This is a genomic window from Marinomonas aquiplantarum (assembly GCF_003314975.1).
GTDB lineage: Bacteria > Pseudomonadota > Gammaproteobacteria > Pseudomonadales > Marinomonadaceae > Marinomonas > Marinomonas aquiplantarum.
On the sequence record NZ_QNRF01000007.1, the window covers coordinates 72932 to 91750 of the forward strand.

16 protein-coding genes are annotated in these 18819 nt (G+C 42.8%); 9 read left to right on the forward strand and 7 right to left on the reverse strand.

Annotated elements, in window-relative coordinates:
- Positions 1–170: 170 nt before the first annotated feature.
- Positions 171–1907 carry a hypothetical protein gene (locus DFP76_RS13270; protein WP_147084214.1) on the reverse strand — a complete coding sequence of 579 codons (1737 nt, stop codon included), beginning with the start codon at positions 1905–1907 and terminating at the stop codon, positions 171–173.
- Between the two features lie 194 nt (positions 1908–2101).
- Positions 2102–2341 (reverse strand): DUF1127 domain-containing protein, encoded by a 240-nt coding sequence (locus DFP76_RS13275; RefSeq protein WP_113875128.1) that lies wholly within the window; start codon positions 2339–2341, stop codon positions 2102–2104.
- Positions 2342–2457: 116 nt separating this feature from the next.
- Between DFP76_RS13275 and DFP76_RS13280 the strand changes: the two genes are divergently transcribed.
- Complete coding sequence (locus tag DFP76_RS13280; RefSeq protein WP_113875129.1) at positions 2458–3411, forward strand: LysR substrate-binding domain-containing protein; 954 nt, start codon at positions 2458–2460, stop codon at positions 3409–3411.
- Between the two features lie 83 nt (positions 3412–3494).
- Here DFP76_RS13280 and DFP76_RS13285 read toward each other — a convergent pair whose 3' ends face one another.
- The gene (locus DFP76_RS13285) at positions 3495–5408 is read right to left on the reverse strand and encodes a methyl-accepting chemotaxis protein (RefSeq protein WP_113875130.1); all 1914 of its coding nucleotides are present in this window, start codon (positions 5406–5408) and stop codon (positions 3495–3497) included.
- A 285-nt stretch (positions 5409–5693) separates the two neighbouring features.
- Here DFP76_RS13285 and DFP76_RS13290 point away from each other — a divergent pair, with 285 nt between their 5' ends.
- A complete protein-coding gene (locus DFP76_RS13290; protein ID WP_113875131.1) occupies positions 5694–6620 on the forward strand; it encodes an alpha/beta fold hydrolase in 927 nt (308 codons plus the stop codon).
- Between the two features lie 150 nt (positions 6621–6770).
- Positions 6771–8108, forward strand: a complete 1338-nt coding sequence (pssA, locus tag DFP76_RS13295; RefSeq protein WP_113875132.1) for a CDP-diacylglycerol--serine O-phosphatidyltransferase — start codon at positions 6771–6773, stop codon at positions 8106–8108.
- Between the two features lie 91 nt (positions 8109–8199).
- Here the strand turns inward: pssA and DFP76_RS13300 are convergent, their stop codons facing one another.
- On the reverse strand, positions 8200–9474 hold the full coding sequence (locus DFP76_RS13300; RefSeq protein ID WP_113875133.1) for an aromatic ring-hydroxylating oxygenase subunit alpha: 1275 nt from the start codon (positions 9472–9474) through the stop codon (positions 8200–8202).
- Between the two features lie 257 nt (positions 9475–9731).
- Here DFP76_RS13300 and DFP76_RS13305 point away from each other — a divergent pair, with 257 nt between their 5' ends.
- Positions 9732–10853 (forward strand): FAD-binding oxidoreductase, encoded by a 1122-nt coding sequence (locus DFP76_RS13305; RefSeq protein ID WP_113875134.1) that lies wholly within the window; start codon positions 9732–9734, stop codon positions 10851–10853.
- 316 nt (positions 10854–11169) lie between these two features.
- Positions 11170–12288, forward strand: coding sequence for a choline metabolism transcriptional regulator GbdR (gbdR, locus tag DFP76_RS13310; protein WP_113875135.1), 1119 nt, complete (start codon positions 11170–11172; stop codon positions 12286–12288).
- Between the two features lie 68 nt (positions 12289–12356).
- Here gbdR and DFP76_RS13315 read toward each other — a convergent pair whose 3' ends face one another.
- Both DFP76_RS13315 and DFP76_RS13320 read right to left on the reverse strand, forming a co-directional pair.
- On the reverse strand, positions 12357–13778 hold the full coding sequence (locus DFP76_RS13315) for an ArnT family glycosyltransferase (RefSeq protein ID WP_113875136.1): 1422 nt from the start codon (positions 13776–13778) through the stop codon (positions 12357–12359).
- Positions 13775–14797 (reverse strand): glycosyltransferase family 2 protein, encoded by a 1023-nt coding sequence (locus DFP76_RS13320; protein WP_113875137.1) that lies wholly within the window; start codon positions 14795–14797, stop codon positions 13775–13777. The genes DFP76_RS13315 and DFP76_RS13320 overlap by 4 nt, the downstream gene beginning before the upstream one ends.
- A gap of 131 nt (positions 14798–14928) precedes the next feature.
- Here DFP76_RS13320 and DFP76_RS13325 point away from each other — a divergent pair, with 131 nt between their 5' ends.
- From DFP76_RS13325 to DFP76_RS13335, 3 genes are all read left to right on the forward strand, one after another.
- The gene (locus tag DFP76_RS13325; RefSeq protein ID WP_113875138.1) at positions 14929–15609 is read left to right on the forward strand and encodes a response regulator transcription factor; all 681 of its coding nucleotides are present in this window, start codon (positions 14929–14931) and stop codon (positions 15607–15609) included.
- Positions 15606–16859, forward strand: coding sequence for a sensor histidine kinase (locus tag DFP76_RS13330; protein ID WP_113875139.1), 1254 nt, complete (start codon positions 15606–15608; stop codon positions 16857–16859). The genes DFP76_RS13325 and DFP76_RS13330 overlap by 4 nt, the downstream gene beginning before the upstream one ends.
- Before the next feature lie 144 nt (positions 16860–17003).
- A complete protein-coding gene (locus tag DFP76_RS13335) occupies positions 17004–18014 on the forward strand; it encodes a pirin family protein (RefSeq protein ID WP_113875140.1) in 1011 nt (336 codons plus the stop codon).
- Between the two features lie 8 nt (positions 18015–18022).
- On the opposite strand, the gene DFP76_RS13340 is transcribed toward DFP76_RS13335, so the two are convergent.
- Positions 18023–18439: a GtrA family protein gene (locus tag DFP76_RS13340; protein ID WP_113875141.1), complete on the reverse strand. Its 417-nt coding sequence runs from the start codon at positions 18437–18439 to the stop codon at positions 18023–18025.
- A 59-nt stretch (positions 18440–18498) separates the two neighbouring features.
- Between DFP76_RS13340 and DFP76_RS13345 the strand changes: the two genes are divergently transcribed.
- A complete protein-coding gene (locus DFP76_RS13345) occupies positions 18499–18723 on the forward strand; it encodes a tautomerase family protein (RefSeq protein WP_113875230.1) in 225 nt (74 codons plus the stop codon).
- Positions 18724–18819: the final 96 nt, after the last annotated feature.

Here is an 18819-nt window from a genome sequence, read left to right on the forward strand (position 1 = left end):
TCACCTTACTAAAGCTTCACGGTCTAAGGCGATGTTTTTATATCAAGGTCATTCTGGTCGAGTTAAAGATAAAGCTCGACCAGATTTTATGAGTTGTTATCCATATGCTGCCCCATACATGGATGCGGGGGGAAAGCATGTCCTAGCCTTTGGCCGTGTTATTTCCATTCTTAAGTTTCAGGTTCGTCAATACAGGATATTGTCTTTTTGAATTGGCCATCTAGTACGCCGTTTATCGAAATGGTTTGCGGTCCTGTTGCGGTAAATACTCCCACTAAACTGATTTCGTTGTTATCCATGGAAAACAACGTGTCATGCCCGCTCATGGATAGACTGGTAATCTGTTTGGATTTATTGTTTCCGTCGGCAATCTTGATCTGATAGTTTGATGGCGTGGTGGTGTCGTTTAGGATGCATTGCAAGCTAAAATCACTTTCAGCAATTTGTGTGCTGATTGAAATGGGTATGCTTTTAACCTTGTCGCTGCCATTAATGTTGTAGTTCACAAGAAAGGACGCTGAGCTAGGTTTTGAATCTGAAGTGAATGCATTCTTACCCTCAGCGGGTGTTAGTTGATAGCATGAGGCGCCTTTTGCTTGACTGAGTAATGACGCTTGTGTGGTTAAATTGCTGTTTTTTGCGATCAAAGAGACGTTTGTAATATCGACATTATCAGGGTATTTGATGCATAAGCTGCTGCTGGTATCTGGTTGTTTTTGATCAATGAAATGAATTCCATTGTGACTTTTTAAAGAGGTCATTTTTACGCTAGCGGTTGCATCGATAATACTTTTTTGTGCGTCGCTTAACCCTTGAATGATGTTTTCTAAGTTCTCTCTTTTGAAGCTGTTTGGATTTTTAAGCAGTTTTTCTATTTCTTCCGCAGAAGGGTACAAAGCTTTGCGTGCTAGCCATTGTGAGGCATCGCCGCCTTTGACTATGTTCAATCTTAGCCAAGTTTTATCTTTGTAGAGTCCTTTTGATGCGCCATTATCATCAAATTCAGTGAGGCCGGCCTTGGTAACTTTTAAGTTCTTGTCTTTAAACTCTTCAAGGCTAGAGCCATCGGGAGTATCGATGAAGGCTCGGTTTAATGTGGTTGGGATTAACATGAAGAAATCTGGAATTAGTCCAGGTAGGTTAGACCCGCCTTTGCTGAAATAGTCGTAGCAGGTTGCGACACTACAACCTTCTTGTTTTACTATGACGACTTGGCCACTTTTTAATGGAAGAACATTAGAGTGATTGCTTGAGGCGTAATTTGCATTACCCGCTACAAAGTCCACATCAAGATTCATGACCAAGTCATTTTCATTTGCTAGCAGTAGAGTATTAGCAATTTCTTTTGCGACCTTTATTTCTCCCAAAGTAATAGGGTCAGATAGAGAGAAACTTTCCGCTGCCGAGGCGATAAATTCTAACATGGCAGAGCTTTGATCACTTTCATCCAGATCATACTCATACACTTTAATGTTCATACTAAGCAGATCGCTCTCCATCTTTTTTGGCCCATATAACGCTTTATTTAAAAATGGCGCTTTTATACCATCAGCTAAGTCTTCATAAGGCCCAAGAATTTTTGTGGTAGTATCGGATTCTCTATTACCCGTTACTGCTTCTGTAAATTCCACAACAAAGATAACTTCATTTATTCCCCACCAATCGGATAAATATTTAAGATAACTATCTGTTAAGTAAATGGCATAAACATCATCGCCATCAGTAGAGCCATCGTCTTCCGTTTTAAAAATAGTGTTTTCATCATTGATTAGATCATGGCTATTCACGAGAGGAGATTCTAGGCTTCCCATTTGATTAACAGAGCGCACACTGATGGTACCCATAGGGTTACTGGAGCAAGCAACGAGTAGAAAAGTGACGAGCAATAAAGTGATTTGTTTCATCATTAATTCCTTGTCTAGGTGTTTTACAAGATCATTTAACGTTAGCCTTAATTGACCAAAAAATAAACAATAAGTGAGGTTTAGATAGAGGCTAGCGTTCTGGGTTTTGACTAAAGTGGTTTTCTAGCGGGTCAGTGTGGACGAGAATGGATCCGACCCAATAGCGCTGGGTCGGATAGTGGCGTGATAAGGTAAGATTATTTCCATAAAGGTTTATGAACTTCTTGATATACATCACTGGAGGTTAAACCTACATCTTTCAGTTGAGCGTCATTTAATTGGTTTAATCTAGCTCGAGTTTTCCAGTTATGATGCATTTTAGAAAAAAGAGCACGCCAGTTTTTACTGTTTAGCATAGCTAATGTTTTTTTCTGTTTTTCAGCAATTACTGTGCAGACGGTGTCCAGTTCGGATGATTGGTTGTAATGCGCTTTCATAATGACCTCCTAATGAGTTTTTGTCGTTTCGTGATGAAATAATGGTCAATTTTTGGTGTGGCGACAAACGAGAAAAAACCGGATATGATTAAGAAAAACTTAACTATGGTGTTGTCATGTCTCGATCAAGAAGTTTGCCACCGTTAAAATCCATGCAGGCGTTTCGCTATGCTGCTGAGACGTTGAGTTTCAAGGCGGCAGCAGATCAGTTATTTGTCACCCAGGCAGCGGTGAGTCAGCAAATTAAGACCCTTGAGCAACACCTTGGTGTTGCCTTGTTTGAGAGACGTACTCGACAAGTGACTTTGACATCGGAAGGCCAATACCTTTATGAATATATAGAGAAGGCGTTTCGTTTGTTGGAAGATGGGGTAAGAGGGATAGCAGAAGATGCGAATCCGAATACCTTGGTGATCAGTGTGGTGCCGTCTTTTTCCAGTCGATGGTTGGTGCCGCGTTTAGGGCATTTTCAGCAACAGGCCGAAGATATTAATTTACGCTTAAGTCCTAGCATAGGTCTATCGGATTTTTCAGATAGTGATTTGGATCTCTGTGTTCGTTTAGGTCAAGGGGAATATGAAGGACTGCAATCTGAGCTGTTATTTGAAGAGTTTTTAATTCCAGTTTGTCATTCTGACTTGTGTCATGAAGATGAACCCATTGAGCAACAACTCAGTCGCATTCCGATCATCACAGATACCGGGCCGGATATGGATCATGTCTGGCCTAAGTTACAAACCTTCTTGAAAATGTATGATATGCCGCTGAAGTCACACCTTCACGTTGCGGACTCTACCTCCTTAGTAGAGGCGTTATTGTCTCGCCAAGGGTTGGCCATGATGCGGTTTAGTTTAGTTTATGAGCTGCTTCAGAAAGACCTGTTAATTTGCCCTTTGCCAGTCTATATGAAATCTAAATACGATTTTTATTTGGTGGCCCCCGCACCGCATTTCCAATATGACAAAGTTCAGAACTTTCGTCGTTGGATCAAAGGGGAGATTAAGGAAGTGGATTTAGCTTGGAGTCATTTTTTAAGAGATCATGTCGAATTAAATGAACTTCCATTCTAAGGATGGAAAGAGTTCGAGACGAAGAAGATTAGAAGATGAAAAGATCAGGGCGACGGACGTGCCCTGATCTTTCTACGAGAGGTTTATAACTTAAATTTATTGACTTGCTCGCGTAGTGACTCTGCTAAAGTTTTTAAGTCGTTAGCTTGTTTGAGTCCTTCTGACATTTCCTCTAATAATTCCGAAGAAACGTCACGAACCGCGACAGTGTTTTTGCCAATTTCGGCGGTCACACTGGTTTGTTCTTCTGCCGCCGTCGCAATCTGAACCGTCATCATATTGATTTGTTCAATGGCCTTGGCTATCTCGCTGAAGTTCTCTCCCGATTTTTGGGTATCATCCACACTGGTGTTGGCCAGATCATGACACAATCCCATGACCTTGACCGCTTTGGTCGTAGTCGTTTGTAAATTGGAGATCATGGCGGAGATTTCTTCCGTTGATGCATGGGTTTTTTGCGATAAAACACGAACTTCATCGGCCACCACAGCGAATCCACGGCCTTGTTCGCCAGCACGGGCCGCTTCAATCGCGGCATTCAACGCCAGTAGGTTGGTTTGTTCGGCGATGTCGCTGATGGTTGAAACAATGCTGTTAATTTTATCCCCTTGCTTATTGAGTTCTGTAATGACCTGACTGGCCGATGTGACTTCCTGAGCTAATTGAGAAATGGAATTTAAACTGGCACCGGAGAGCTTTTGACCATTGCCACTGACGGTCACTGTCTTGTTAGAGTTATCCGCCGTCATTTCTGCATTGTGAGCAATCTCTTGAGTGGCAGATGTCATTTCTTCAACCGCTGAGGCAACTGAGATCAGTTCATCTTGCTGAACATTGAGTCGTTTGGTGCTGTTTTCAACGGAATTGGCGCTGGACATGGCTTGCTCAAATAAGTCGTGGGTCAGCTGATCAATGTTTTTTATAATGTCTCTTAACTTTAAAACGAAGGCATTGAAATTTGTCGCGAGTTGACCAACTTCATCTTGATTGTCTGTTTTGATTTGAACCGTTAGATCTCCTTCACCCTGAGCAATATCTTCCAAAGCATTTGAGACTCTTAATAGGTCTGCCATTAAAGTACGAATTAATAGGGTTAAAACCACTACCGAAGCTAGCATTAGAATCAAGGCAACAACGACCTGCTTGACACCTAAATTGGTCACTGGCGACATTAGAATGTCTTTATTTCCAAGTAGAACCAAGGTCCATGGAGTATTTTGGATGCGTTGTGAAGACATTAAATAGTCAGTATTCTGCACGTTAATTGAAGACAATTCCTGAGAATGACTGTTTTCTTGGATGAGCTTTAGATTAAGGCTTGCATCCACTTCCGCGAGCGGCTTGTTATTAAAATCATTTTTAGTTTCAGAGTCAGGAGTGTTGGCAGGGTAGGAAATGACTTTGCCTGAGTCTGAGACGATGAAAGCATAACCATTACCAGGTACTGCCATGGCGGAAACAACATCATCAATGCCGCTTAAATTAACGTTGGCACTTAAAACACCATGAAATTGACCATTTTGCTGTGTTTGTTGAACAATGGAAATGAGTAGGGCTTTGGAGGATTTTCCTTCATAAGGCTCAGTGATGGTCATTTGAGTATTCTCTAGACCTGTTTGATACCAACCACGTTTAGTTACATCGTAATTTTTGAGTACATTTTTGCCACGCCTAAAGAAAGCATCCTTTGATTTCAAACCATACACTAATGAACTCAAATTGGCGGCAATGATCGTCTGTCTTAGAGATCTTAAAATAATGTCGTCATTATTTGGGTTCGCTTCTACCACGCCTTTTAATGCCGTGACGACTTGGCGCTTATCCTTTAACCATGTGGATATTTGATTTGAACTGGCTTGCCCATAATTGAGCATATTACTGGTTAAATCCTTTGTGATTTGTCCTTTCATAGTGACGATGGAAATGGCAGTGAGTATACCGGCGACCAGTATGAGAATACTGCAGCTGGTGACAACAAGCTTTTTATTCAAAGTCATTGAGTATTTCCTTATTTGGATAAAATTTTTGAAAAAGAAGTTTTGAAAATAGTATTTACAAGTCGAATTTTTATTTTATATTATTGTAATTGATTGTGTGTTTTTGTAAACGAATTGTGAACGCCTAATCATGGAAAACGAGTGGCCAAGAAAGCCTAATGAACGAATTTAATGGAAATGAACCTGTTAGATTCTTTGATAAGGAGAATTGAAGCTCAAACGGATAAGTGTTTTTAAAAGATATAGACGATTTCTTTTACGAATCTGAATAGGGATGGAAAATAGATGAGCTTATTAAAAATTGGTGTGATTGGTAGTGTTTTAGTGGCGCTATTAACAGGCTGTAATCCAACGAAGTCAACGACGATGAAGATATCAAATGATTATTTGATAGACCCTCAAACAGAATGGGAGCCAGTACCAGAACAGGTTCCTGCAATGGAAGGTTACGTTGAGGTGGATGGTGCCAAACTTTGGTATTGGGATACGGGCGGTGAAGGTGAAAGCATTGTGCTTCTTCATCCTGCTTCAAGTAGCGCGTTAATTTGGAAATACCAGCAGCCTTTTTTTGCAAACAAAGGTTATCGTGTGATTTCTTACTCACGTCGCGGTCATTTAAACACTGAGATAACGGATGATACTGTCAAGGTAAGTGGCATGAGTGATTTGTTAAGTGTGGTCGATCATTTGGGCGTGGAGCGTTTTCATTTGGTCGGTTTAGCCGCTGGAGCAGATATTGTGCCGGATGTGGCTGTTTCACACCCAGAACGTTTATTGAGTATCACCATTGGCGTTACCATCGGCAAAATTGGTGATCCTAATTATCGTGCAACGGATGACACGCTTTTTCCTGAAGGCTATAAGGCCATGCCTGTACTGTTAAAAGAGGTGAGTCCAAATTATCGAGAGTCAAATCCGCAGGGTATGAAAGAATGGTTGGCTATTGAACAGATCTCTCGTTTGAAACGAGTCGCTATTCCTTTAGAAAACACCCTGACTCCTGATCAGCTTGCTGCCGTGAAGGTACCTGTTTTGCTATTTACTGGCGATTCAGATATGTATATGCCGCCATCCAGACTGCGTTCATATGCTAAGTACTGGACTGACCCTGAGGTCTACATATTTAGGGAAGCTGGGCACGCGCCTTATTGGGAGCAGCCAATTGCTTTTAATGAATTATTGCTGAATTTTTTTCAACAACACGGAGAGTAATTTAAGTCGCTAGTTTGGTAAGAGACGAATAAAGCCTCTTTGTTCGTCTTTTCTTCTGAAGCCTGTCTGTCTTTATGAAATTTTTAACGAAATTCAGAGGCAGATTTGTTACAGTTCACTGTTTTTTTATTAAGGTCGCATTTAAGTATCATGCCACAACCCTCTTTGTTTGTTTCTTTACCTGCTTTTTCTGTTCATCCAGACAATTTTAATATTCTTCATTCTGCTGTTGAGTATCGTGAGTATCTTTTAGAGGCTATCCGAACGGCGAAGTCGAGAATTTTCCTGGTGGCGCTGTATCTGGAAAATGATGAGGCTGGACGTGAGATTTTGACGGCTGCGTATGAAGCGAAACAGCGTAGTCCAGATTTAGATATTGTGATTTGTGTTGATTGGCATCGTGCACAACGAGGTTTAATTGGTGCCGAAGCATGCGAGGGCAACGCGGCGATGTATCAAGAGTTTGCTCAGAAATACAAAGAGCAAATCGCCATTTATGGGGTGCCGGTTCGTCATCGAGAAGTCTTTGGTGTGTTGCATTTAAAAGGCTTTATTATCGATGATACTGTGATCTACAGTGGTGCGAGTCTGAACAATGTCTATTTGCATCGTCATGACAAATATCGTTTTGATCGTTATCACGTTATTGAGAACCAAAAGCTGGCAGACAGCATGACCAGTTTTATTGAACAGATGATGATAGGGCACATAGTGGTAAAAGATTTTACCAAAGGTGAGTGGCCAACGACGAAGAAGCTCAAGCCCCTAATTAAGCAATACCGAATGTCTTTGTCGGAAGCGTCTTATCCGCTAGAAAGTGAGTTGATTGATGATCAACATGTTGGCATTACACCCTTGGTGGGAATCGGTAAAAAAGACAATCAATTGAATCAATGCATTGTTGAAATGATTGCTGAAGCAAAACATGAATTGTACCTTTGCACTCCTTATTTCAATTTACCTAAGGTGGTTTTGAGAGAGGTGAAGCGAGCTATTAAGCGTGGGGTGAAAACGCATATCATTGTGGGTGATAAGGTCGCAAACGATTTTTATATTCCACCGGATCAGACGTTTAAAGCCATTGGTGGTTTACCTTACTTGTACGAAATTATTTTACGTAAATTTGCCCGCGCGAATCGAAAATATCTGGCTTCTGGTGATTTATCCATTTACTTATGGCGTCATGATAACAACAGTTTTCATCTTAAAGGTCTTTGGGTGGATCGAAATAAAGCCTTGTTGACGGGGAATAATGTTAATCCGAGGGCCTGGGCGTTAGATTTAGAGAATGGCTTATTGGTTCAGGACAATCATCAGCTTCTTGAGGAGAAGTTTTTGGCTGAATTTGGCAACATATTTGATCATACGAAAACCGTTTCTAATTACCTGCAACTTGATACTCGTCGTGATTACCCATTGGCCATTCAAAAGTTATTGAAACGGGTGTTTCGAGTGAAAGCGGATCGCTTGTTAAAACGCATTTTGTAACTCTATTGTGGGTGCGTCATGACACATAAAAAAGCGAGCTGAGTGCTCGCTTTTTTATGTCTTACTTGCTATGGATTTTCTTTGGGGCGGTTTATGAATCCGCTAGATTCTTTTGCATTGTATGGGCATACCAGTTAAGAAAATTGATGACACCAAATTCATAGGTTTCTGAGTAGGGGCCAGGTTGATAGCCAATGGAATTAATCCCTTGTTGGTTGCGTTCACCAAGCACCTTGTCTTGCTCGTTAGTCGCGTCCCACACCTTTCTGAGATTATCAGGGTCGTAATCCACACCTTCTACTGCGTCTTTATGAACAAACCATTTGGTCGTGACCAGCGTTTCTTGTGCAGAGATTGGCAGCACTCTGAACACAATAAAGTGATCTGACTGCATATGGTTCCAAGAATTGGGTAAATGCAGGATACGCATGGAACCAAGTGAGCGGTTTTTGATTCGTCCTAATAGTTTGTCGGATGCGGTTGTGCCGTCAATGGTCATAACGTGTGTGCCTTTTTTAAGAGGCATTCGCACAATACGGTTTCGCTGTACTTCACCAAAACTTTGGTGTTTATGTGGGATGCCTTCGGCGTCCCATTGAGCCGATTGTTCAGCATAGTGATCTAGAAAGTCTTGTGAGGCTCGTGGATCTTCAGTGTCATCCCATTCTAATAGGGTGTTTAACAACTCTGGGTGACTGGCAGAGCAGTGGTAACATTCGCGGTTATTTTCGAGTACCAATTTCCAGTTGGCTTTCTCATACATGGTGGATTCTACAGCAAGTTTGGTATTTTCTACATCGTAGGGTTCCATGTAGGTTTCCAGTGTCGCTAGGTAATCATCGAAGCCATCATCTGGTGCTTCTTCCGCTAAACAGATAAAAATAAAGCCGCCAGCGTTTTTACAATGGGCTGATTTTAAACCATGCTCTTGCAGCTGAAAGTCTTTGTTCATTTCGGTGCCAGCAAATAACAGGTTGCCTTTTAAGTCATAAGTCCATTGGTGATAAGGGCAGACTAGATTCGCGACCTTACCTCTGTGTTCGGTGCAAATGACGGAGCCACGGTGACGACAAGTATTGTGAAAAGCGTTTACCTTGCCTTCGGCGTCGCGAACAATAAGTACCGGATTTTGACCTATTTCAACCGTAAAATAGTCCCCTTTTTTGGGAATTTCGCTGGTCATGCCAACAAATAACCATTCTTTTTGAAAAATTTCTTCCATGTCGATGCGAAACATATGTGGATCATTATAAAGCGGCGCCTCTAACGAATAGTGCGTTGGACGGGACTTTAGTAGATCGCTCATGGCGGTTTTAGCATCCGCTAAACTAGCGTGACGAATGTTGAGTAAATCTTGTTGATTCATCTTTCTGGACCTTACTGACAAAAAGATTGATGGAATTGGGTGGCATTAATGTCGCCATATTGTCTTAAATAGTGGATACGGAAATGCCCAATCACGACACGGGGTGGTATTTAAATCGACGCTCAATAGTCGATGAATCATGCCCTTGGCTGCCCTGAGCAAGTTATTGTCGTTCACGGTTAAATTGACTTTGAGCATAGCCACCAAAATGGCTCGAAATGGTGATAACGACTTCTTTACTTTGAAGGACAGATGCGATGACAGATATGAACAATGCTCCAGCCGATTACTTTGCTCCCGTTAATACCCAAACTTGGGTGAATGGTCGTCATAATGTACGTTGTGTGAAGGTGATCCATGAAACCTGGGACGTTAAGACCTTCTGTTTTATGGCGCAACAACCTGTCATGTTTTTCTTCAAGCCTGGCCAATTTGTCACTTTAGAACTGGAAATCGACAATAAACAAGTGATGCGGTCTTACACCATCTCCAGTTCCCCATCCGTGCCTTACAGCTTTTCCATCACAATCAAACGGGTGCCAGGCGGTGAAGTGTCAAACTGGCTGCATGACAATATGAAGGTGGGGGTTGAGCTTGCAGTACATGGTCCTGTTGGACAATTTAACTGCATTGATTTTCCTGCTGAGAAAGTGCTTTTGTTATCTGGTGGTGTGGGCATTACACCGCTGATGTCCATGGCGCGTTGGTGGTTTGATACCAATGCCGAAGTCGATATGACCTTCATTCACAGTGCGCGTTCGCCAAGAGATGTTATTTTTTCTCGTGAGTTGGATCACATGGCAGCACGCTTGGATAATTTTGGTTTGTATCTGATTGTGGAGCGTATGGAAAACGGTTTGCCTTGGCAGGGGTATCGCGGTTACTTGGACGCGGCGAAATTGGACATGATTTCCCCTGATTTTATGGAGCGAGAAATTTTCTGTTGTGGTCCTGAGCCTTATATGCGAGCCGTGAAAAAACTTCTAAAGGAAAGAGGTTTTGATATGTCTCATTACCATGAAGAGTCATTTGGTTCGACTCCTGTGGATGTGGTGGAGGATGCCATTGAGTTAGCCGAAGTAGCGCAGGCCGAAGCGGATGCGGTCAGCCAAGCCGATCTGTTGAGAGTAGAGTTTGAAGGCAGTGGTAAGAGCATCCAAATATCAGCAGGCGAAACCTTACATAATGCGGCGGCTAAACTGGATTTAATGATTCCAAAAGCCTGTGGTATGGGTATATGCGGAACCTGTAAGGTGATGATAAAAGAGGGCGAAACCCAGATGGATCATAATGGTGGCATCACAGATGAAGATGTTGAAGCTGGCTATGTTTTATCTTGTTGTACTGTGCCGAAATCAGATGTGGTTATTGAGTACTAAAAAGCAGCTTTTAAAAAATTGAATCGAAAAGTGTTCATTTTTATTAAATAAGCGTTCAATAAAAGAGCAAACTTGGTCTATATTAGTGCAATGATGTCTTTCTTTGGGTTGGGCGAACAACGGACCCTCCTCATTGAAACGCATTATCTGTAATGGGGAAGGGTCTATAAGCCGCTGGCGACTTCATTCCTTCCTTATAAATGACATAGTTTTAGCAATTGCTTTTGTGTTTCCTTAAAAAAATAAAAAGCACAACCACAAACATGGTCTGTATTTTGCTGTGTAGTAGGGAAAGTGCATAGATGAGGGCATTAATATGGTAATGGCAACACGCTCTAGCGCAACCACCACGCTTGGCTCGAAAAAAACCACCAAAGTGGGTTTTTTGCTACTTGATCATTTTACAATGATTGCATTAGCTTCTTCCATTGAGCCATTACGTATGGCGAACCAACTATCGGCAGATACGCTTTATAATTGGAGCCTTATCTCCGAGGATGGTCAACCTGTTACCGCCAGTGATGGTTTAAGTCTGTCACCGGACCTGTCTATTTATGACGCCGCCGATTTTGACTTAATTATAGTGGCGGGTGGTGTCGATATCACACGAGCTTATACCGCTAAGCAAGCTTCCTGGTTATCAAAGCAAGCCCGTAAAGGGGTTACTATAGGAGGCATATGCACTGGAGCCTATTTGCTAGCGTATGCTGGTTTGCTGGACGGCTATCAATGCAGCGTGCATTGGGAGTGTCTGACAGCACTGCAAGAAATCTTTCCTAAGGTGAAGTGCAATAATCGACTTTTCTCTTTGGACCGTGACCGAATTACTTCCTCTGGCGGTACGGCGGCTATGGATATGTTGTTAACTATGATTGGGAAGCAGCATGGACCGCGTTTATCCAGTGCCATTTCAGATATGTTTATTTGTGAGCGGATTCGCCATGAGTCGGACCAACAGCGTATGCCAATGCGCCAGTTTAATGCAGGTGGCGCAGGTGCGACCAAGTTGGTCGATGTGATTGAGTTGATGGAAAACAACTTAGAAGAGCCTATTGAATTGGACGAATTGGCGACGTTCGTCGACGTTTCTCGTCGCCAAATTGAGCGTATGTTTCATCGTCACTTGGATTGCTCACCATCCAAATACTACTTAAAGCTTAGATTGGAGCGAGCTAGAAAATTGCTCAAGCAATCGAACATGTCCATTGTCGAAATCTCCATGGCGTGTGGCTTTATATCGACACCGCATTTTAGTCGCTGCTATCGTAAACACATTGGTGTATCACCACGAGATGAGCGTAAGCAAGCATGGAGTAATCCTGTTCAAGGCGACTTTCAATTACCAAATAGTGGTGATGTGTTGAAAATGGCGCATGCTCAAGAAGCCTTAGATCATTCTCATGCTGAGCCAAGTTATGGTTCTGTTGTTATGTAAGTTGAAGTTCGTCAAAGTAATGGATAATGAAAAGAGCGTCACGATTTTGTGATGCTCTTTTTTTATGTTTAAGGTTGGCAAAACAGCAATGTTTCTGTGGTGGATTGGCCTCTTTCCTGGCATGACCAGTAGGGGTAATCTACGTAATCTTTGTGGGCTTGAACAATGAAGAAAGTGTTGTGCTGATTTGGCAGCCAAGAATGAATGTCTGCTGAGCGTTCTTTTGCTCGGCCAGCTGAATAAAATTGTCCTGAAAATGGGCGTTTATGAAGATAGAATAAATCGCTTTGTTGCGCTTCCGGTTGTGCTTGCCATTGCGTGAGTAGGTCATTTTCTGACTTTACTCTGACCCACTGAAAATGAAGGGCACTCACTAAGCCAATTAATAACAGTGGTGTGACGAATCCAATCTGATAAAGCCGGTAGGGTAGTGGTCGCTGTTGATGTAAACGAGTTAGTAACAATGCCATAGCTGGTAAGGCTGGCATGACATAGCTGGCAAGAATGTTACCGGAAAAGCTGAACAGTAGCATTGGTGCCAGCATCCATAGGAGCAGAAAGCTCGTCATACCATGTTCACTTTGTTCAACATCACGATGTTCTTTGAAGTGACGAAGCCATTGCCAAATAAGTAACGGGCTCCACGGAAGCATGGCGATAAAAGCGTAAAGCCAGATGGTGCCACGTGTTCTTTCGTGTGCAGAGCCATACAAATCTCCCTGCCAACCACTGACAATAAAGCGCTTAATGTGCTCGCCAATGATAAAATAGTTTAAAAAACCGGGCGTTCGATGTTCAGCAATGAGATACCAAGGTAATGCAATGATGATGAATAGAACACTGCCATAACCCCAAGGTAGACGCTGCCAAAGTCGTTTCCAGCGGCCATTTGGTAGCAACCAAAGGGTAAGGCTGATGCCAACAAGTACGATGGCAAGTGGGCCTTTAGAGAGCATGCCAAGAGCTAACCCGACGAAAAATAGGTAGCCCCAAATTTTGTATTTCCCATGCCAAGCTTGCCAAAAGCTGATCATACTAAGGCTGATTGAAAACGTCAGAGCGGTGTCTGTCATGACCGCGCCACTTAAAAGAATAAAGGAAACGGTTGAGGCTAAAACGGCAGCGGCACATAAACCTAGTGTTTTGCTGTGAAAAGCGTCACGAGCGAATTGATAAATTAATAAGACAATGCCAATGCCGACTAGTAAGTGAGGTAGGCGAGCGGCGAACTCGCTTACCCCAAATATAGAAAATCCTAAACTGCTTAACCAGGTAAAAAGGGGCGGCTTTCCCCAAAATGGAATGTGGTAATCAAACATAGGAGTGACCCAGTTTCCTGTTTCGAACATGATTCGAGCCATTTCCCCATACCTTGCTTCGGTGGTATCCATTAATGGGTAAAGCGCTAAGGAAACGAAGCGCAGGCCAAGACAAAGGGCCAGAAGCCATACTAGGGTTTTATTAAGGAATGTATTTGGGGGATTTGTCATCTTGTTGTTTCCGATTGAGCAAAAGTGGGTTCCGAGGTGGTTTCTTCCATTAAGACATACAGTGGGCGTTGTTTGGACTCGATGAAGAGGCGACCAACATATTCCCCTAAAACGCCAATGGATAAGAGCTGGATGCCGCCTAAAAATAATATGATTAAGACGGTTGAAGGATAGCCAACTACAGGCTCGCCCCATACTAAGGTTTTGGTCAGCACGACCATGGCCATGACAAAGGTGAAAAACGAAGTGGTGAGTCCTGCTAGCGTCGCCCAACGTAACGGTTTGGTGCTAAAAGAGGTAATGCCTTCTAAGGCAAGATGGATGAGTTTTGGGTAATTCCATTTTGTTTTGCCTGCTAGTCTTGGGTCTCGGTCAAAAGTCATGACTTGGCGAGTAAACCCGGGCCAAGCCAGCAGTCCTTTCATAAAGCGGGTGCGTTCAGGCAAGGTGTTGATGACCTCAACGACTTTCTTGTCCATGAGGCGAAAGTCTCCCACATTTTCTGTAATGGGCGAGTCGCTGATATAAGACATAAAGCGATAGAAGCAATGGGCGGTTGTGCGTTTTAGCCAATTTTCACCGTGCCTTTCTCGACGTTGCATTTCGACAACTTGAGCACCTTGCTGCCAAGCCTTCACCATATCAGGAATGCATTCAGGTGGGTCCTGAAGGTCGGCATCCAGTAATATGACGCATTGCCCCAAGGCCGATTTTAATCCCGCGCTTAAGGCGGCTTCTTTGCCGAAGTTTCGACTGAGTCTTAAGCTGCGAATGCTGTGTGTAGGGTGTTGGAATTGGCTGACTAATTGCCAGCTTGCATCTTGACTACCATCATCCACATAGACGATTTCACAGAGTTGATGCAGGGCTGACAACGCATTACAGACTCGTTGGTGGCATTGTTCTAAGACATCTCGCTCGTTTAAAAAAGGGATGATGACACTGACCAAGGGGGCTTGTTTTTCTACTTTGTCATTGGTTTTAGCGTGCACAAAGTGCTGATAGGCGACCGCACTCATAGTGTTTCCTCAGTTAAGTTCATAATGAGGTCATATTAGTGAGGCGCTTGTCGCAAAAAGATGATTCACTTTTTTTTCATCTCTTTGTGTCACAATTATATGAAATGCAAAGAGGCCAGAAATAAAATTGTATGAAGTTACTGTTGGTGGAAGACCATAAAGACATTGCGGGTGTTATTTTTGATTATTTTGAACTCAAAGGTGACGAGTTGGATTATGCCAATAACGGCCAGCACGGTTTTAATCTAGCAGTCGCTGAGCCTTACGATGTGATTATATTGGATGTCATGCTGCCAAAAATGGACGGACTAACTGTATGTCGATCTTTACGTGAGCAGGGTGTGGATACCCCCGTTTTGATGTTGACGGCACGGGATACGAAAGACGATATTTTAGCGGGCTTCGAAAGCTTGGCCGATGACTATTTAGTGAAGCCCTTTGATCTGGATATTCTGGACTCCCGAATTCAAGCTTTAGTTCGGCGGCAGAAAGGCAAAGTGGCGAACCGTGAACTGGTATTTGGGCAATTAAGACTCGACATGAATACGCGTATTTTGCAGCGAGAAGGGAGTCGATATGCATTAAACCCATCGCAATACACTATTTTAAGACTGCTTATGCAAAAGGCGCCTGATGTAGTGAGTAAGAATGAGATCTCTGATGCCCTTTGGGGGGATGAAGAACCTGACAGTAAAGTATTAAGAAGTCATATTTATCAGTTGCGCAGTTTAATTGATCGACCGTTTGAGCATGCCTATTTACAGACTGTGTCGAAAGTAGGCTATCGACTTGTTGCGGAAGACCAAGAATGAAACGTATTAAAACGGCTAAACAATTAACCTTTACCTATTTCTCCATCGTTGCCTTTGCCATCATTGCTTTTCATTTTTCCATGTTTCAGTCAGTGATTGAAAATGTGGAAATGATCTACGCTGAAAATCGTATGTTAAAAGATAAAAATACAGCCGTAGAGCGTTTGCAAGGTACCAATTTAACGCATCTATCTATTCCGCCTTTTTCAGAGGCTTATGTTGGTCAGGAAAGCCTACCTTTGGGCGTGGTTCTTGATCCTAATATGACAGATGATTTGCCCTATGAGTTAGATGAGGCGTCGGATACCAATTTGGAAGTTTTTTCGATGCGCTCCCAAGTGATCATCAATGGTGAGCAAAAGACCTTATATATTATCCATTACGATGAAATTTATGAGATCAGTGAAGCTCAGATGTTTCAGACTCAAAGCACTCAACTCATGCTTTCTTTGCTTTTATTGGTCGTTAGTCTTTGGGTCGTTATGCGTATTTCTATGCGTTTAACCAAGCCGCTGTCACAGCTGTCTCAATTTTTAACCTCTAGGCGGCCTGGTGATTTGTCACCGATTGCCTTGCCTGAAGGTGCGGCGACACGTGAGGTTCATTTACTGGTGGCTTGTTTCAATGATTATCAACAGCAAATTCAAGGATTAATTGAGCGTGAACGAGCGTTTAACCGCTATGCAAGTCATGAATTACGAACCCCTTTGATGGTGATGAAAGGGGCGGTAACCTTGCTTGGTAAAACGGATTCTCCTGAGTTTATTCAACGTCAGCAGGTCAGAATGCGCCAAGCTTGTCAGGAAATGGAAGATTATATTTTAACCCTATTGTCGCTGACTCGAGAGGAAGATCTCTCAAGTATTCCCAAACGTCTTGTGACAATGACGGAGCTGGAAAGCATCAAACAAGCCCACATGATGTATTTAGTGGATGATCAAGTGTCGGTGCATATTCAGATGCAGAATGGCTTAGAGACTAAGATGTCTGAGCCTATTTTTCATATTTTAATCGGAAATCTGCTTAAAAATGCCATGGCATCAACCGAAAAAGGGCGTATAGATATTCACGTTGTGGGTAATCACATTGACGTGATTGATACTGGTTGTGGCTTGAGTGGTAAACCGGGCGGTGAAAGTTATGGTTTGGGCTTGATGATTGTGCGTGATATTTGTGTCAAATACGCGTGTGAATTTAGTCTGCAAGATAATGCTAAGAAGGGTTGCATTGCTAGTGTGACCTTTCCCTAGTTATATTTAAAAAATCGATTGATTGGATTCGGTTTTAGCATAAATCAATCAAGTTTTTTGATGTTATTATGGTCTCATCTTATCCATTGTTCTTTATGAGGAATGCCTTTAAAGAATGAATGAAACCGTTTTGGGAGAGACAATATGAGCGCTGCAATCCTTAAAAAAATACCACTAGAGATGTTTTGGCCAACATTTGACCCTTTCTTATTTTGCGCCTTTCATAATGATAACTACCCTCAAGCAAATGGTGAAATGGGACCGGATGCACCATTGAATAATCGGCCTATTGGGCAGGATTTTTCAGGTATTGACGGTTGGCGTATGTATCACGGTAGTAAAGTACCGGGTTTTCCAGCTCACCCGCATCGTGGTTTTGAAACGGTCACCATTGTTAATAAAGGCTTTGTCGATCATGCAGACTCCATTGGAGCGGCTGGCCGTTATGGTCAGGGCGATACTCAGTGGATGACTGCTGGTCAAGGCGTGCAGCATTCGGAAATGTTTCCCTTGTTAAACGAAACAGATCGCAATCCCGTTGAATTGTTCCAAATTTGGTTGAATTTACCAAGCAAGAATAAAATGGTGCCTCCCCATTTCACCATGTTATGGAATGAGGACACACCCGTACTGACAGAAAAAGATGCACAAGGCTTTGAAACCAGTGTGAAAGTAATTGCTGGCCCGATTAGTGGTGTGCAACCAGCACCATGTCCTCCAAACTCTTGGGCGGCTGAAGAGCAGAATCACGTGGCGATTTGGTTGGTTGATCTGGCTGAAGAAGCGGAATGGACGTTACCTGCGGCTAGGGCTGGACTGTCGCGAACCTTGTATTTCTTTGAAGGTGATCAAGTTGCGTTAGACAAGGAAACTGTGTCTGTTGATCAGGCCTTTGTGCTGAAAAGTGATGCTAGTATGGTGTTAAAGAATTTGGGTAAGGCTGCTCGTTTTCTACTGCTGCAAGGACGCCCTATCAATGAGCATGTTGAACAGCATGGTCCTTTTGTTATGAATACTCGTGCTGAGTTGCAGCAAGCTTTCCAAGATTATCAGCGTACTCAATTTGGTGGTTGGCCTTGGCCACGTCACGATCAAGTGCATGATAAGGATAAAGGGCGTTTTGCAGAGCATGGTCAGTCGAATCAAGGCTCCTGAGGTTGTATTTACTGGTCACGGAAGACCCAATAACGCGATAGTGAATAGTTAATACACATGCCGATGAATACCCCTGGCATCATGGCAAAGTATGGCCAAAGTGCCGTGAGTCCGTGATGATGTATAAATGGTTGAATTTTGATGAGTAATAGATAGACGCCAAGGTTTGGAATGAAGGCCATTAATGAACCGCTGAGGAATTGTAACCATTCCAGCACAGCGGTTTTTTTATGCCTGTTATCCGAAAAGGTAAAGTGCCGATTCCACCACCAGTTTGAGCTGGCGGCGACCCAGAAGGAAAGCCCTCTAGCAATTGTGTAAGGCACGCATTGTGACAATAGAATCAAGCTGGTGAGATCGACTAAGAAGCCAACGCCGCCCACTAAAGCAAAACGGCAATATGAGTGTTTTAAAATTCGGTTCATTGTGCGATTCTAATATCGCGGTCGTCAAAAAAAGATGAACACACGCTTAACCTCTAATGATGGTACAAAGGAGAAATAGAATGCCATACGTGAATATTCGCATCACCAATGAAGGTGTTACAAAGGAACAAAAGCAGGCTTTGATCAAAGGTGCGACAGATTTATTGGTGGACGTATTAGGAAAAAATCCATCGACTACTGTGGTGGTAATTGATGAAGTTGAGACCGACAATTGGGGAATTGCAGGAGAGCAGGTGACGGAACTGCGTAAGAAGAGCTCGTAATGTATTCATGTTAAGGTGTTCATTCCTAAGTGGAATGAACACGATTCGATTAATTCCTTTTACAAATAGCTAAGATCATCGCATTCTAATGCTTCG

Bases quoted from the DNA above. Each gene is read 5' to 3' on its own strand.
- DFP76_RS13270 (WP_147084214.1), bottom strand. From the start codon at position 1,907: ATGATGAAACAAATCACTTTATTGCTCGTCACTTTTCTACTCGTTGCT.
- DFP76_RS13275 (WP_113875128.1), bottom strand. From the start codon at position 2,341: ATGAAAGCGCATTACAACCAATCATCCGAACTGGACACCGTCTGCACA.
- DFP76_RS13280 (WP_113875129.1), top strand. From the start codon at position 2,458: ATGTCTCGATCAAGAAGTTTGCCACCGTTAAAATCCATGCAGGCGTTT.
- DFP76_RS13285 (WP_113875130.1), bottom strand. From the start codon at position 5,408: ATGACTTTGAATAAAAAGCTTGTTGTCACCAGCTGCAGTATTCTCATA.
- DFP76_RS13290 (WP_113875131.1), top strand. From the start codon at position 5,694: ATGAGCTTATTAAAAATTGGTGTGATTGGTAGTGTTTTAGTGGCGCTA.
- pssA (WP_113875132.1), top strand. From the start codon at position 6,771: ATGCCACAACCCTCTTTGTTTGTTTCTTTACCTGCTTTTTCTGTTCAT.
- DFP76_RS13300 (WP_113875133.1), bottom strand. From the start codon at position 9,474: ATGAATCAACAAGATTTACTCAACATTCGTCACGCTAGTTTAGCGGAT.
- DFP76_RS13305 (WP_113875134.1), top strand. From the start codon at position 9,732: ATGACAGATATGAACAATGCTCCAGCCGATTACTTTGCTCCCGTTAAT.
- gbdR (WP_113875135.1), top strand. From the start codon at position 11,170: ATGGTAATGGCAACACGCTCTAGCGCAACCACCACGCTTGGCTCGAAA.
- DFP76_RS13315 (WP_113875136.1), bottom strand. From the start codon at position 13,778: ATGACAAATCCCCCAAATACATTCCTTAATAAAACCCTAGTATGGCTT.
- DFP76_RS13320 (WP_113875137.1), bottom strand. From the start codon at position 14,797: ATGAGTGCGGTCGCCTATCAGCACTTTGTGCACGCTAAAACCAATGAC.
- DFP76_RS13325 (WP_113875138.1), top strand. From the start codon at position 14,929: ATGAAGTTACTGTTGGTGGAAGACCATAAAGACATTGCGGGTGTTATT.
- DFP76_RS13330 (WP_113875139.1), top strand. From the start codon at position 15,606: ATGAAACGTATTAAAACGGCTAAACAATTAACCTTTACCTATTTCTCC.
- DFP76_RS13335 (WP_113875140.1), top strand. From the start codon at position 17,004: ATGAGCGCTGCAATCCTTAAAAAAATACCACTAGAGATGTTTTGGCCA.
- DFP76_RS13340 (WP_113875141.1), bottom strand. From the start codon at position 18,439: ATGAACCGAATTTTAAAACACTCATATTGCCGTTTTGCTTTAGTGGGC.
- DFP76_RS13345 (WP_113875230.1), top strand. From the start codon at position 18,499: ATGGTACAAAGGAGAAATAGAATGCCATACGTGAATATTCGCATCACC.